The sequence below is a fragment of the Mastigocladopsis repens PCC 10914 genome, from assembly GCF_000315565.1.
Lineage (GTDB): Bacteria > Cyanobacteriota > Cyanobacteriia > Cyanobacteriales > Nostocaceae > Mastigocladopsis > Mastigocladopsis repens.
Genome location: NZ_JH992901.1, coordinates 5,749,704 through 5,765,518, shown reverse-complemented (window position 1 = coordinate 5,765,518; position 15,815 = coordinate 5,749,704). Strand labels below are relative to the sequence as shown.

The following is a 15,815-nucleotide window of genomic DNA, read 5'->3' as shown; positions in this document are numbered from 1 at the left end:
CACTTTGCCTAGTCTGACGGAAAATTACTGAAGAAATATGAAAATTTTATTCTTTATTCTGTGTAAGGTTTAATACAAAAATACACAGAGAAATCCATCTGTGTGTATCTGTGTCCATCTGTGGTTATTGCTTATTCTTCTGGGACTGTAGACTTGTTCAAGACTACCCCTATTTGCAGTAAGCTATCGTTTAATGCGTGGGCAAGATGTCTGCTCTAGGAATCATAATGTTATGTGTAGCGTTATGAGCATTTACTACCTATGCCGAAAGCAATCTGGAATGGTGCTGTGTTAGCCGAAAGCGATACCACTGTAGTTGTGGAAAGCAACCATTACTTTCCCCCAGACTCAGTTAACAAGCAGTACTTCACCGAAAGCGACACCCACACGACTTGTCCTTGGAAAGGTCTTGCCAGTTACTATACTATTGAAGTCGATGGACAAGTCAACAAGGATGCTGCTTGGTACTATCCTGAAGCAAAGGAGAAGGCTAAGAATATTGAGGGCTATGTCGCTTTCTGGAGAGGTGTCAAAGTCGAGGCTTAGTCAAAGCTTGATGATTGTCAAATAACCTCACTCCAAATAACAATATCCCTCTCCCAAGTTGGGAGAGGGGTTGAAGGTGAAGGCTTTTGTCCAAACACCAAAAAGCAACTATTCCCTAGCAATAACAATATCGTTGGACTTGATCACTGCGTAAGCTTCTTTCCCCTCAGAAAGATCCAACTCATCTGCTGATACTCGAGTAATAATTGAGGTTAGCTCAACTTTGTGAACAATCTCCAGCGTGATTTCTGTGTTAACTGCTCCTGTGACAACTCGTTTAACGATTCCCTTAAGAATATTACGGGAGCTAACTTTGAGTCGTTTCTTCGGACTAAAAATTTCTATTTCTGGAGTCCAAGCCTCCTCTGTTTCATACTGTGGGGTTGGTAGCGATGGCGGTGGTGGAGATGGCTTATTGAGACTACGCACGAGTTCCCGCAAAATTTCTGTTTTGGTGCGCTGAGACTGCTTTGAGAACTCTTCGAGAATTTTTCGCTCCTCCTCTGAGGTTTGAAAAGTAATCCATCCTTGTTCTTTTCTTGGCATATTTTTACCAATTTAGTTGGTAATTGCTAGCTTGTTCTGGTACGATCCTACCAAGCGGAAATCCTTTGAAAATAAATCTTTTTCCAGCTGTTTTCTTCTGAAAAGAAGACGACTTTTTGCTTTGCTTGGCGCAGCATTTGCCAGTTTGCTTCTGGTAACTTGCTTGGGATTGTTTCACCTGTTCCCAGTTGTAGCATAATCCAACCCTCACTTACTCAGATCTGCTAGCACTAGCTTACAAGATGTGATGTATCCTCTATAGTAGAGAAGGCGTTTCTCAAAGAAACGCCTCAGCAATATGATGAGCACTTAATGTATTGGTAATTGCAACAATATGTTAAAGCACATTTCCCTCATCCGATATTTCATCTAAGCGAATTTCCCACGGTATACCTCCGTTATTTGGAAGACAGAAACGGATTTTGGCACTGTTGGAAAATAGGTTTAACTTGTCAACCATTTGGGGAAGAGCATTCGCTATATGCTGATAACTTTCTATGTCATAGCTATTAATAACTAGTGTCAAAGTGCCAGCGTTTATCTGGAAATACCAGTGACAACTAGACAACAAAGCCCGAGTCATAAGACTGCAAGCCTTGAAAAAGCGTTTGCCTGTGGCTTCTTCTAGTTGCCTTAATAATAACCCATCAAGTTGCGTCACCCGAGTTGGAGGCAAATCATCTGGAGAAAGAGGAGGAAGAAAACGTTTACTCATGACACAAACCCTTTCTAGCAACGGGATAGCTTATACATAAATTCGCACTTCCTCATAAGAAGACCTCAAATTCTCTAGATTTTTTTCCAAATTCAAATAAAAAATGTAATAAACTATCGAAGACTTTATTAACAGTCGTGGTAGTTTTTATAAGTTTAAGAAAAAGTAAAAAATTGCCTTTGGCAGCTAAGATGTTAACCATATAAGCTAATAGTTGCTAGCATTAGTGAGGTGAAACAATACAGAGACATCAAAATATACAAGTTATATCAAGTCCGGCAAATTACCCATAATAAAACTTATATGTAGTAAGGTTCTTTAATCGGACATGATATTTAGTACTCGTAATGCTCGGGAAGGAACTATGAAAAAAATTAAAGTTTCGACGACATACTCACTTGAGTTCATAGCGTTACTTTCATAGTAAGGACTGTGAAATAATGACAAATTATTAATACTTCCCCCAAGCTGTTTTGTTGAGGGAAGGACGGGGTATCAATGAGCTTGCAATAAAAAGTAAGTAAGAATTTTAGCAGTGTAGCAAATTACTACCTTACTTTAATTCAATGATCATTCCCAAATATTATCCAATAATTAACAAAAAGCGAATTGGTAATCACTATTGATGTCAAACGCAAGAGTCCATAGCTTTTTGATTATTTCCTATTGACAATTGGCTAGTGTGAGGCTCCTGCTAAAGGAAAAATGATTTCATCTAATGTTCTCAGTAATTCTTGCTCATTGTAAGGTTTGGAGAAGTAGGCTCTAGCACCTAATTGCATTGCCAGTTGACGATGTTTATCGCTACTACGAGAGGTCAACATAGCAACTGGTATATCTTTAAAGTCGTTGTTCGATTTTATACGACCTAAAAACCCATAGCCATCAACACGAGGCATTTCAATATCACAAATGACAGCCTGAACTCTCAAACCATTCTGAAGTTTGTCTAGCGCATCTTGACCATCTTTAGCTTGTTCTACTTGATATCCTCCTTTTTCTAGAGTTAAGGCTAAGAAGCGCCGGACATTAATTGAGTCATCGACAATCAAAATCATGCCCTTGTGATTAATTGACAATACTGATTTGTCGTCAGATGCCTTGAGGAAAACGCTTTTTAACCTTGCTGATGGCAGTTGGTTAGTTCTGGGCGTGCGTTCATTGGTCGCAATCCAATAGAGTAACTCGTTGACATTCACCAATGGTACTACCCGACCATCACCCAGAATCGTACAGTTGCTGAAGCCATTAGGCAGAGCTATGTTTCCTTCAACTCGACGGATGGCAACTTCTTGCTCACCCCAACAACGGTCTACTTGCAACGCTACTGGTTGATTGCCCTGGTTAAGTATGAGTATGCTAGCAGCATTGATTGCAGGAGGAGTTTCCAAATTTGGGTTATCATAGCGAGGGCAATTAAACTCTAAATGCCGACCTAGGCGAACCAACGGTAGCATAGTTCCTTGCCAACTCAGGACTTCGCTGGTAGCCATGGGGAACACCTGCTCGTTATTAAGCAAGAATATTTCCGAAACCACATCTGTGGGAAATGCTACAAGCATTCGATTGCTTTCTACTAGCAGAACTCTTGCCACTGAGAGTGTAAACGGCACTGATAGCGTATAGGTCGTGCCCTGTCCCGGTACGGTATCAACTTTGACATCTCCCCGCACTTGTTTGAGGTTGCTGCGAACCACATCCATGCCGACACCGCGACCTGATAAGGATGTCACTTGGTCAGAGGTGGTAAATCCCGGCTCAAAAATCAGTGATAGCAGTTCTTCATCGGTAGCTTGCGCTATGAGAGTAGCCTCCAACCCCATAGCTATGGCACGGGCGCGTATTTTGTCTAGTGGAATCCCACGACCATCATCTCTGAGAGTAATTATTGTGCGGTTCCCTTGGTGAGAGGCTTTGATTTCAATCAATCCTTGTTCTGGCTTGCCACAGCTGCGGCGTGTTGCTGGGTCTTCGATACCGTGGTCAAATGCGTTTCGCACCATATGCATCAAAGGCTCATTTAAAGCCTCCAAGATGCTACGTTCAATTAAGGTACCAGCACCCTCGATTTTCAGCTGCACATTTTTGCCGTACTCTACACACAGGTCGCGCAAAGCTCTGGGGAAGCGATCGACAACATCGGAAAGCGGACGCATCCGTACTTGAGTCAGCTTTCTTTGCAACTGCTTGGATGTTTTGGTAAGTTTGCGGGCAAATTGATCTGTATCGTCAATACTGAGTTGAATATCAGTGGTGACTTCTTGCACCTGAACGATAGTTTCCATCACTTCCTGAGAAAGCAGGTTTAATTCGTTATAGCTGTCCATTTCTAGGGAATCAAACCCGCTTTGTGTCTGGTCGCTATCGTTAAGTGCTGGAATAGGATACACTTTTTCACTCGGTGGTAACGCCAGCAATGGAAGATTAGAAGGCACTACGCTTTGAGTTGCTATTTTGTCGTAAGCTGTACGTAATTGCTGATTTTCTCGCTCCAGGATTTGCACTCGCTGGTTTAGATTACGAATAAGTTTGCGTAATCTTTCAAGTTGCAAATTCAACCCGTTGCGCTGAATGATCACTTCCCCAAACAAATCATTAATTTGCTCAAGTTGCTTGCTAGGAACTCGGACTGTATTTTCCTGAGCTTCACTCTTATTGCTACCAGCAGTTTGCTCAACTTTACGTTCAACAAATTTGTAATTTGTTGTCGGAATTTCTTGAGAAAAGACTGGGACAGGCTCTGGTATTTCAACTTGAGCGTTCCTTTCATCAGCAAAAGCTGCCTCTAAGGCTTCAAAATCAGCTGCAATGATTTCATCATCCAGCCAAGTTTCTGCAGTTTCTTCTGGTTGCAGAATATTTGGTTGTGCGACTTGTATTTCTTGCTCTGGTGTGGTTAGTGCTTCTGCTTTAAACAGTTCTGTTTGAGGATAAGCTGCGGCTTCGACAGCCAAATTCCCAAGCCGAATTTCTGTCGGTAACCTATCGAGTTGATTTGTGATCACCAAAGCTTGCGATCGCCGCCATCCTTCCAATGCTGCACGGGCAATTGTTTCTACCTGCGAGGGAGCAGCAGCTTCTAGGTGGTTTGCCACGGATTCGCACAGTTGAGTAAAAGCTGGTAGTTGGAGCATCTCACCCAAACCACCCAACTCAGCTGCCATAATCGCAACTTCTTCTTTTAAACAGGGCTGTGCGCTATCTGCTACCACAGATTCTAGGCGTTGCAAACACCCTTCTACCTCTGTTTCAAATAGCAAAGGGATGATGTCTTGCCCATCTTCTGGAGACAGCATACTTGCAGCGTCCTCAGGATTTGGGTCTCCCAAACGCGTATGCAGTTCTTCAAAAACTGGATAACAGAATGTGGATAACCACTGCTCATCTACGGTATTGCCTTCTGATAGCAATTCCACTATCTGACGTAGCCAATCTACTCCAGACAGCAATAAACTTTGTAATTCTGTATCAATTTCTAAAGAGTTTTTTCTTGTTTTCAAAACTTTAAAGGAATCTTCCAGACGATGAGCCAAATTACTCAAAGCCCGAAATCCCATCATGCCTGCGCCACCTTTAATTGAGTGGGCGGCTCGGAGTGCGGCATTGATTTTTTCTGGAGAGATACGATTGTTGGTGTTGATGCCCAGCAATACCCCTTCTAGGGTATTGAGGTAATCAGTCGCTTCCTCCAGAAACTGCATCTGGATTTCTAATTCTTTGTCTTGTGACATAGTCTTTATCAGTCATTAGTCATTAGTTATTAGTCATTAGTCATTAGTCATTAGTCATTAGTCACAAGTCAGCTATAAATGACAAAGAACAAAAGACCAATAACTAATTCACCTTGAACGTACCAACAGTTGCTTGCAATTGCTGCGAAATCTCCACAGTTTGTCGCAAAGACTCAGAAACTTTCATTGAAGAATCGCTCGTGCGTTCGGAAGAAGCCGCAATCTCTTGCATTAAATGGCTGACTGTTTGCGATGTTTCTGCCTGTGATGCTGTAGCCTGAGAAATTGACTGCACCAACAAGTCAATGTGCCGCGAAATATCCAAAATCTGGCTGAGATTTTGCTTGGCATCTTCGACAATTCGCGTTCCTTCCACAACCTGAGTGGTTCCTAGTTCCATCGCCTGCACGACCTCAGTGGTCTCGCGTTGGATGTTCTCCACAATTTGTTCGATTTCTTTTGTCGCCCCCGCACTTCGGGCTGCGAGTTCGCCCACCTCCTCAGCGACTACAGCAAAACCTTGACCCTCCTCACCTGCACGCGCTGCTTCAATACCAGCGTTGATAGCTAGCAAGTTGGTTTGCATGGAAATCTGGTTAATCAATGCCACCACACGGGAGATTTGTTGAGTTGATTCTCCTAAACGCTTGACTTTTTTGGCTGTTTCGCCTACTGTTTCGCGCAAATGCAAGATATTTTGCACCGTCATATCCATTGCTATGCCACTCTTTTTGGCAGTTTGGGCTGCGGTATTGGCAACTGCGGCTGCTTGCTGGGCGCTGGCGGCTACTTGTTGAATTGATTGGGTCATGTAGTCAACAGCATCAAGAGTGCGGTTGATTTCTGCGGCTTGAGTGAGTGCTTCCTCTGCGAGTTCACGGATAGCCCCTTCGTTGCTGCCAATTGCCTTATTCACCTGGGTAGCGGTTTCTTTAACTTGAGTCACAATATCCCGCAAACTTTCAACAATAGAGTTGAAAAAGTCGGCGACTGTGCCAATTTCTCCTGCTGTGACTTCTGCACGTACCGTGAGGTCTCCACTAGCTGCACCTTCAACCTCAGAAAGGAGTTCTAGGAGTTGCATTTGCAGCGCTTCTTTCTGTTGGCGTTCGTCTTCTGATACACTTTCTGCTATACCTCTTGCTTTTTCTACCTCCTCAAGCAGCTGTGCTTGCTCTAGGGCATAGCCGACTTGGATGGAGAGCTGTTTAAACAAATCTATTTCAGCTTGTTGCCAGTTCCGGGGACTGTCACAATGATGAGCAATCATCAAGCCCACCAAATCCCCGTCGATAATAATTGGTGCCACCAAATTTGCCTTAACGGCAAATTTCTCTAACATTTTGATATAGCAAGCTGCATTGCTGAGATTGGAGTCTTGATAAATGTTGGATATTGCCCGCACTCGACCATCCTTATAAGTTTCTGCATGGCGTTCTCTAAAGCAGGGATCATCGATTTGCACTCCCAACATTCTCGGCAAGCCACTAGTGACTGATTCAGCCACAACATCTCCATCCAAGGTCTCAAGATTGAATTTATAGATGATAACCCTGTCTGTTTTCATCGCCTGACGAACTTCTCTGACGGCTGTTTTGTAAATATCTTCGACCTTCAGGCTTCTACGAGTACGTAGGGTAATATCTGCCAGTATCTTTGCCCTTTCAGTATCCAGTTCTTGTTTTTTCACTAGGGTTTGGAGTTGCGCCGCCATTTGGTTGATGTTGGCACTTAAAATGCCAAATTCATCTTCTGATTTCACCTCCAAACGGGTATCGAGTTGTCCTTTGCCCAGTTTTGCCACTGCTGCGGTCGCTTGTGCAATTGGTTGTGTCGTACGTTTAGCTAACCATACTGCAATCAGAGCCACAATTAATGCTGTCAGTCCCATCCCTACTGCTACTGTGAGCAACAATTGTCTTCGAGGCTCAAATGCGCTTGCTGTCTCTGTGGACAGAGTGGCTTGCCAGTTCAAATTTGGCAAACCTTCTGGCGTTATGGATGTGTAACTGACAAGTTCCTCTTTGTTGTCGATTTGATCAACAGTCACAAAGGTATCGTCTTTTCTTGCTGCTTGCCGTTCAGCCAAACCAGGATAATCTGCTTTGGCATCTCTACCGATGTGATTCCTGTTTGCTGACAAGAAAATTTTTCCTGAGGCATCGGATAAATGGAATCCTCGTCCTGTTTGGGTATAATTTCTGAGCAAATTTTCTAGAGATTTGACAGGCATCCTCGCTCTGACTATGGCGATAGTTTCTCCTGTGATACTTTTGACAGGCGCTGCAATGTAAACGTTCAGATTTCCTGTATTTTTTGTGACTTCAGGTTGACTAATGTAAGGACGGTTGTTCTGCCGTACTGTTTGAAAGTAATTACTACTGCTTTGATTGGGAATTGCATCTCCTTGAGATTGGGCAAGGACATCGCCGTTTAAGTTAAGTACTGCAATGCTGTCATATACTTTATAAGTATCTACAAACTTATCCAGCAATGCTTGCTTTTCCTTTTGAGAGAGCACGTCTCCAATTTTGGAATTTGTTAGTATTGGTAGACTAGATATGAGTTGAATATCGTTGTTCCGTTCTATGATGAAACGGTTGACTTTGTCTGCTAGACCCTTGACTTCAACTTGTTGAATTTGGGAAACCTTATTGGTTAAGGAGTTACTAGCAACTAAGTAGGCAAGCGTTCCGATTGCCACTACCGGAAGCGTCCCAATAGCAATTGCCAACAATGTCGCTTTGGTACTTAAGCTAAGCCGCTTGAAAGTCGTAGAGACACGATTCGGGCTAGAATCGTGAAAAGTTTCAGTATGAGTTTCTTGAGGTAGTTTTACTACATTATCTGTGAGATGATCAGATGCAGAAACAGATGCTCCATTTTGATCATCAATCCTCTTAGCTGGATCAGTTTTATTAAACATAAAAAATATTCTCCTGGAGTGGTGAATAAAAACACGAAAAAGCAGTTTTTTCTTTTGAGTACACCCTAATCACTGCGGAGAATAGAAGACTGCACAATAGCTTGTGCATCCAATACAAGCAGTATTTCTTTTTGTTGAATCACGCAACCGCGTAGATAAGGGATTAAACTTGATGCCACTTGTCCTACAGGAGAGCGAATATCATCAGGCATAAACTTAGTTGTACCTTGTATCTCTTGTACAACCAAGCCTAGAAGTACTGAATCAACCCGAATAATAATTACGTTATACGAACGTAGCCTATTATCTAGATATTCAAGATTGAACATCCTTGGCAAGTTGATTGCCCAAACTATGCGACTCCGCCAGTTCATCAATCCTAGAATGCAGGCGGGCATATTTGGCATCGATGTGATAGTCTCAACAGGCACAACAACCGCTTCTTGCGTGTGCCTCATTGATAAGGTGGCAAATGTGTGTCTATTTAGCTGAAACCTGAGATAGCCATCCCCCAAGTTATTTTGATCTTGTTTTAAAGACGTAAGTTTTGAACTATTCATTCGATTCAAATCACCACTGATTTAATAGCCCGTAGGAGCTGCTCTCGCGTGTAAGGCTTGGTGACATAGGCATCAGCGCCTTGTCTCATTGCCCACAATCGGTCAATTTCCTGATTTTTAGAACTGCAAATCACAATCGGCACTTTTTGAGTCGCCGGATTTTTCTTGAGAGAACGACATAACTCAAAACCGCTCATTCCTGGCATAACCAGATCAGTCACAATGACGTCTGGGTTTTGTGATTGTGCTTTTTCTAAAGCTTCCTTTGCACCAGTAGCTTGAATAACGTTATAACCACTCTCTTTGAGATAATGGCTCATCAGTTCCAATTCACTGGGAGAATCTTCAACAATCAAAATTGTGCCAAGCAAAGTAATACTCACCCTAAATCTCCTAGACAACTAATTTTTTTTATTAAACTTATGTTACTGTTCCTTTCTTCTTTTCCTTAATTACCAATGTGTTTAAACACCATTTTTAATAAGTCCGACTGGGAAAAAGGTTTGGTCAAGTAGCCTGATGCTCTGACCATTTTTGCCTTTGCTCTGTCTATAAATCCTGTTCTGCCAGTCACCATAATAATGGGGATATTCTTAAAAGCTGAATGCCTGCGTAACAAAGAACATAGCTCGTAGCCATCTAAATTTGGCATCTCTACGTCTAGTAAAATTAAATCGGGCTTGCTACGGAGAATTAGCATCAAAGCTTTCACCGGGTCGTTTATCATCACAACTGAAAATGTACTTTCATCCAAAAAGTGTTTAATAGAATTCAACACCGTTGGACTGTCATCAATGCAGGCTACTGTATATGTGCTTTTACCAGGAGGTTGGTGGAAACTTTTATTGCTGTTAAGATTAGAATTATCAAAATTATTCTGTCTTGGCAATTGTTCCCCTAGTTTGACTTGGGAGTTTGGCCCCATTGGGGGAATCTTGGTTGTAGTCCCCAATTGGGAGACTTGGGTCATAAGCGGTGACTGGGTATGTTGCCGATTTCGTAACTGCTTTTGACAGTGTTCTACAAGTAATCGCAAGTCCAAACGACAGAACTTAGGTAGTTGATCTAAGGGAGTTTCACTCTTAAATTCATAGCTCCCTTGTTTTACTGCTAGAAATAACTCCAGTACTTCTTTAGCCAATTCGTCTATCAAGATTGCTGCTTGTGGAGGGGTGATATATTCTTCATTGACTAACCAGCAAATAGCTTGATAATCTGGTTGTGGTATTGACTGATTTTCTCCGTTTTGCTCAAATATCAGTCTTACCTGCATAAGAAGTGCATTGTTGAGAATGGGTATTTGCTGACTCAAGCGCCCCAAGTGATTCTCAAGCCGATCAAATATTTTATCCGAAGAGGCGTAAACGAGTTTACCGTCCTCTAGATAGATTGACCAAGAAACGGACTCTGTAAATACCTGTAAGCACCCTGTAGCACGCCGACTGGTTAGTTGTGCTAGTAGAGATAGCGGGTGGAGTTTCTGAAAAAACTTGTAGCTACCTAAAGGAGTTGTGCTCATTTTGCTTTTACTTGGCTAAATTCTTGCTAGTGTGAGCTAAATTTATGCAGAGTTTTTCCACAAGTTTGATGCAACTCATTAGAGCTTTTGTTGCAAAAAATACAAAAGTCTTGCTTTAATATTTGTGGTAAAACTCAGCGGTAGCACCCTTCCCTTATAATGAAAAAATCTCAGTTAACTCGTAAATTGCAGTTAAATTTACTTACTGATACTGAGAGTAGCAGACATCTTTACACGACAAGTCAAAAAAATGTAAAGACTAGATGAAGCCACTTCCCTTAGAGTAAATCTTACGTCATGGCAACCGAAATAATACCTGCTTGTACTCGCAAGTTAAAACTTGCCCTCTTCACTACTTGTACTTAAGTATAATACGGTTTCTCTGACTAAGGTAAATCTAAGGTAAATTTTGCTAAATCATCAGTATTTTTACGTGTTTACTTGATAAAGTAAGCATAAAAATGCCCTGCTTATAGAATAGTGCCACTGTCTGTTATAAACGCTAAAAGCTAAATCTGCCAGTTATGATACGAGCGGAATCACTGAAGGCTATAAGGTTGAATTTTATACTAAAAAAATATTATTAATGGTCATAGAATTATAACTACTGTTGCATTTGTAGTTTGCTGAATCAATACTATTGTTAGCAACTTGTACTTCTTGATCTCATCCTGCAGTAAAAATCGATATGGCTGAAACTAGTGACTTTTAAGACAGAATATACAACGCATGCATAGTACCAGTTAAAGTTGCTCAAAGAATGCTCCACTTGATTTGCTACTCAACAATTAAGTTTATAACGACTCTCAGCCATGAGCGCTAAAGCGCAACTACAAGCCATCACATCTTGAATCTATGAAAAATAATGTATAGTAAGCTTCCTTCTAAAAAAAGGGGTGTAAAAATCTCCTATCACTATATTTGTCTGTCTGGCTTCTGTTTCAACTTTTTTCTGTTTATGAGATTAATATTTTTCTGCTTGCAGCATCCAAATTTTACGATTTTTATACAATCCAAAAAACTTAAGCTACGATACAGGGAATGTTTGCCCAGGCGATTAAACTGGCTTTCTCAAGTTTGAATTTTGAATTTTAAAATGCTTTGGGGGAGTGTGGTTTATGAATGGACAGGTGATACAAAAAAGTCGTCACCCTGACCATTCAACTATCATTTGTTCTAGAAAGTGCGGATGAAAGGACTTGAACCTTCACGCCTTGCGGCACTAGAACCTAAATCTAGCGCGTCTGCCAATTCCGCCACATCCGCATCAGTTCATGATATTATCATAACAAACTTATGTATAGCAATATCTAACGATGAGTTATTTATTGGTTAGTCGTTAGTTGTTTTCGTATTTACTAACCCTATGGCTGACGCTACGCCTTACGGCGTAAGTCCTGTGAACAGGCTGCGCCAACACGTAGTATGCGCTCTGCGCTTACGGGTATCTCCTCCCCAGAGGCTGCGCCAACGGTCCTTGCCGTGAGAGCGTGAAACGTCGGTGCAGCGAGCAGTTCTCTTGGAAGGTAACTCTGCCGTAAGAAACTGCGGTACTGGTCTGGCCTCCCGCAGTGCTGGACTCACCACTAACCACGTGACTAAGCTAGGGCAACACGAGGCAAGCGATGCTTGAACCCACACAGAATTTCCCAAGAAATTGTATTTAGTTGATTTGCCCAATCTTCAGCAGAGATTTGTTCTTTTCCCTCTGTTCCAAGTAGGGTAACGACTTCACCTTCTTGCACATTTGGTAATTCACTCACATCCAGCATCAACTGATCCATTGTAATTGCGCCAATCTGCGACACTCGTTGACCGCGAATTAACACTTGCATTTTGTTGGAAAGATTGCGAGGAACACCATCAGCGTAACCAATTCCTACCACAGCAAGGCGGAGTTCTCGCTCTGCAATAAATTGATGACTATAGCTTACGCCAGTTCCAGGGGCGATGGTTTTGACTTGCGTGACTCGCGCTTTTACTTGCAGAACAGGTTTGAGGTCGATGCATGAGCGCAAATGTTCAGCCGGGTAGAGTCCATAGACGGCTAAACCCACACGCACAATGTCGTAGTGCAATGCTTTGTCACTCAGGGTAGCAGCTGAATTTGCTAAGTGCAGACAAGGCGGTTCTATCCCTAGAGTCCTGATTTGGGCAATTGCTTGCTCAAACCGTTGTTGCTGTTGTTCCATGATTGTGGGGTCAGGACTATCTGCCGTTGCCAAGTGGGAGTATATACTAGCAATGGCAAGTGATGGTAAGCGTTGTACCAGCTGGACAAACTCAGTCGCTTCCTGCCAATTAGTTCCTAATCTGGACATTCCCGTGTCTAATTTGACGTGTACGGGTAGGAAAGAGTTATAGTTTATGGCTTCTAGAGTATCAGCAAATACCAGAGCTTGCTTGGGACTTGTTAGTGTTGGCTGAAGTTTCCAGTGGGCGATCGCATGAATTTGCTCTGGAGTGTGGGTTGCACCTAAAATCAAAATCGGAGCTTTAATTCCGGCTTCTCGCAGTTGAATTGCTTCTGGAACCGTAGCGACTCCCAGCCAACTAGCGCCTGATTCTAACACAGTTTGGGCGACCTTAACTGCTCCATGTCCGTAGGCATCTGCTTTGACCACCGCCATAAGTTGAGTGCGTGATGACAGTATCTTTAAAAGCTGCTTGACGTTGTACGACAACGCTGCTAAGTCAATTTCCACCCAAGCACGTTGGGAGAACCAAGCGTATGTATCACACTGCTGATTGTAGGTAACACCAGAGGTTTGCTCGTGGCTCAACATCTTGACTGACTCCTCTCACACCGCTATCTAAGCTTCTAGGTCATCTACTATTATTCCCATGACTAGAATCTAGAGCTTGATTAATCTGGTAGTTTACCTCTCATCCTAAATCAACACAAGATTATTACGATAAACATGGACAGATGGGAGAATGATTTTTAACTTTTGACTAACTGTGTTTCTAACTGTTGCGAGACGTATAATTTTATTTCATCACCAAAGCTACATCTTTTTGTGTTAATATATGTAAAATTAATAGCTTGAGCGCTTATCAATGGGGAAGGTTTTAGTTCTAAACGCCTCTTACGAACCGCTCAATATCACGAGCTGGCGGCGAGCTGTAGTCCTACTTATTAAAGGCAAAGCTGAGCGAGTAGAATTCAATAATAAGCAACTCTACTCAGACTTTCCGCTTCCGACTGTGATTAGGTTACGCCACTATGTGCGCGTTCCCTATAAAGAGATTCCTCTGACTCGTCGGAACCTACTGCACCGAGACGGTCACACTTGCCAATATTGCGGTTACATGGGAGACGATTTAACTTTGGACCATGTCATACCGCGATCGCGTGGCGGGGGCGATACCTGGGAAAACATTGTTACAGCCTGTGTCCGCTGTAATGTGAAAAAGGGAAATCGCACGCCAAGTGAAGCTCACATGATGTTGCGCCACTATCCGCGCCGACCTTACAGCAGCTTATACTTTGAGGTCAGCAAACATCTTAAAAGTGGTATGCACCAAGAATGGCAAAAATACGTTATTGGACTCTGACAATTTCTGCGTCATTTGAACAAGGCAGGCAGTTGTCAGTTTTTTGCGTTATTGCCTTTGCTTGATGATTATGGCTTATCCTAAGGCTTGTCTTGGGCTTAAATCCTTGAAGCTAATAGAAGAGCCTGCAAAAATGCATACCAGGTTGGAGCAACTTTGCCACTATAGCATATGTCAACGCTAAAACAAGCAGGGTGCTTTCTAAATTTGTAAAAAAATCAGGGGGAGGTGCTAAAGGCGTTTTCCGTGCAAGTTATTAATAATAGATTCTTGACAAAAAATTAGACTGACAGATATAGTGTCAAGTCCTAGTATTTTTGCGAAGATCATCATGTGTGGCTGAAGTATAGAAGTACAAATTGTAGTATCTCTTAACGAAAGAAAGGAGCCTCACACTTATAAAAACGTTTCATATGCACTTTAATTCTTCCCTTACTCAGATAGAGAGTTTGCCGTTGACGAGTGACCTAACTCCAGACGATGGTGAAATAGACAAAGATTCAGTTGAAATTCCACTCACAAGGCACTCAGTTACAGCATTGGCAACTGATGGCAATTCTCTGGGTCAGCGTAACAATTCCTTGGTAAATCAGAAATCAGAAGAGCTACATAATACGTTTCTTGCACATAAACAAGAGCGCCAGTTGGTCATTCTTCAAGATTTTCCTGATCCTGATGCCTTATCATCTGCTTGGGCATACCAGTTAATTGCTCAAGAATACGAGATCAAATGTGACATCATTTATGCTGGTGCTTTAAGCCACCAAGAAAATATTGCTTTAGTAAAACTGACTGGCTTACCCGCCCAGCGATGGACACTACAAACACTCAAAAGCAAGGAGTTATCATCCTACCAAGGTTTCGTCCTCATAGATAACCAGGGAACGACTTCTCAGCTAGTACCTGTAGTGCAACAGGCAGGAATACCACTCGTGGTGGTTGTTGACCATCACAGTTTACAGAGTGATCTCAAATCAGAATTTTTTGATGTCCGTCCCTCTGTACGGGCAACAGCAACGATTTTTACCCAATACCTACAGGCGGGGTTATTGGCTCTAGATAGTAGCAGAAATCAACATATCAAATGCGCCACTGCCTTGATGCACGGTTTGCGATCAGATACTAATAGACTGATGCAAGCACAGGAAGAAGATTTTATGGCAGCAGCGTATCTGAGCAGATTTTATGACGCGCAGTTGCTGAACGCGGTACTACAGGCGAATCGTTCCAAACGAGTCATGGACGTCATAGAGCGATCGCTCAAAAACCGCACCGTACAAAATAACTTTTCCATTGCTGGTGTAGGTTACTTACGCTATGACGACCGCGATGCCATCCCCCAGGCGGCTGATTTTCTGGTGACAGAAGAAAACGTTCACACTGCTGTCGTGTATGGCATTGTTCACGATGAAGATGAAGAACTAGAAGTGGTCATTGGTTCCCTCAGAACGACCAAACTCACCCTTGACCCCGATGAGTTCATCAAAGAAGCCTTTGGACAAGATAGCAGTGGACGCTTTTTCGGCGGAGGACGGACAAGCGCAGGCGGGTTTGAAGTTCCAATGGGATTTTTATCTGGAGGTAATGAAAATTCTGCCTATGCGAAAATGAAATGGGAAGTTTTCGATTCCCAGATTAAGCAGAAGCTTCTGAGATTGGTCAATCCGAGAGATAACCCAATTCAACCAGAGTAGAGTCATCGGTCATTAGTCCT

At 42.5% G+C, this 15,815-nt stretch carries 12 protein-coding genes and 1 tRNA gene; 3 read left to right on the top strand and 10 right to left on the bottom strand.

Annotated features, from left to right (window positions below; translation table 11 throughout):
- The first annotated feature begins 261 nt into the window (after positions 1 to 261).
- The gene (locus MAS10914_RS0127625) at positions 262 to 546 is read left to right on the top strand and encodes a DUF427 domain-containing protein (protein ID WP_017319188.1); all 285 of its coding nucleotides are present in this window, start codon (positions 262 to 264) and stop codon (positions 544 to 546) included.
- A gap of 108 nt (positions 547 to 654) precedes the next feature.
- On the opposite strand, the gene MAS10914_RS0127620 is transcribed toward MAS10914_RS0127625, so the two are convergent.
- From MAS10914_RS0127620 to alr, 10 genes are all read right to left on the bottom strand, one after another.
- Positions 655 to 1,092 carry a TOBE domain-containing protein gene (locus tag MAS10914_RS0127620; protein WP_017319187.1) on the bottom strand — a complete coding sequence of 146 codons (438 nt, stop codon included), beginning with the start codon at positions 1,090 to 1,092 and terminating at the stop codon, positions 655 to 657.
- Between the two features lie 47 nt (positions 1,093 to 1,139).
- Positions 1,140 to 1,289 (bottom strand): hypothetical protein, encoded by a 150-nt coding sequence (locus tag MAS10914_RS34725; protein WP_017319186.1) that lies wholly within the window; start codon positions 1,287 to 1,289, stop codon positions 1,140 to 1,142.
- A 140-nt stretch (positions 1,290 to 1,429) separates the two neighbouring features.
- On the bottom strand, positions 1,430 to 1,807 hold the full coding sequence (locus MAS10914_RS0127610; RefSeq protein WP_017319185.1) for a hypothetical protein: 378 nt from the start codon (positions 1,805 to 1,807) through the stop codon (positions 1,430 to 1,432).
- A 677-nt stretch (positions 1,808 to 2,484) separates the two neighbouring features.
- Positions 2,485 to 5,538, bottom strand: a complete 3,054-nt coding sequence (locus MAS10914_RS0127600; RefSeq protein ID WP_017319183.1) for a hybrid sensor histidine kinase/response regulator — start codon at positions 5,536 to 5,538, stop codon at positions 2,485 to 2,487.
- Between the two features lie 103 nt (positions 5,539 to 5,641).
- Complete coding sequence (locus MAS10914_RS0127595) at positions 5,642 to 8,464, bottom strand: methyl-accepting chemotaxis protein (protein WP_017319182.1); 2,823 nt, start codon at positions 8,462 to 8,464, stop codon at positions 5,642 to 5,644.
- A gap of 65 nt (positions 8,465 to 8,529) precedes the next feature.
- Complete coding sequence (locus tag MAS10914_RS0127590) at positions 8,530 to 9,024, bottom strand: chemotaxis protein CheW (RefSeq protein ID WP_017319181.1); 495 nt, start codon at positions 9,022 to 9,024, stop codon at positions 8,530 to 8,532.
- Positions 9,025 to 9,029: 5 nt separating this feature from the next.
- Entirely contained in the window at positions 9,030 to 9,407 is a 378-nt protein-coding gene (locus MAS10914_RS0127585; protein ID WP_017319180.1) for a response regulator, read from the bottom strand.
- Positions 9,408 to 9,472: 65 nt separating this feature from the next.
- A complete protein-coding gene (locus MAS10914_RS0127580; protein ID WP_017319179.1) occupies positions 9,473 to 10,543 on the bottom strand; it encodes a response regulator in 1,071 nt (356 codons plus the stop codon).
- Positions 10,544 to 11,727: 1,184 nt separating this feature from the next.
- Positions 11,728 to 11,809 (bottom strand) — tRNA-Leu (locus MAS10914_RS0127575).
- A 332-nt stretch (positions 11,810 to 12,141) separates the two neighbouring features.
- Positions 12,142 to 13,329, bottom strand: coding sequence for an alanine racemase (gene alr / locus MAS10914_RS0127570; protein ID WP_017319178.1), 1,188 nt, complete (start codon positions 13,327 to 13,329; stop codon positions 12,142 to 12,144).
- 274 nt (positions 13,330 to 13,603) lie between these two features.
- On the opposite strand from alr, the gene MAS10914_RS0127565 reads away from it, so the two are divergent.
- Together MAS10914_RS0127565 and MAS10914_RS0127560 are read left to right on the top strand one after the other, a co-directional pair.
- Positions 13,604 to 14,101, top strand: coding sequence for an HNH endonuclease (locus MAS10914_RS0127565; RefSeq protein WP_017319177.1), 498 nt, complete (start codon positions 13,604 to 13,606; stop codon positions 14,099 to 14,101).
- A gap of 413 nt (positions 14,102 to 14,514) precedes the next feature.
- A complete protein-coding gene (locus MAS10914_RS0127560) occupies positions 14,515 to 15,795 on the top strand; it encodes a DHH family phosphoesterase (protein ID WP_017319176.1) in 1,281 nt (426 codons plus the stop codon).
- The last annotated feature ends 20 nt before the right edge of the window (positions 15,796 to 15,815 follow it).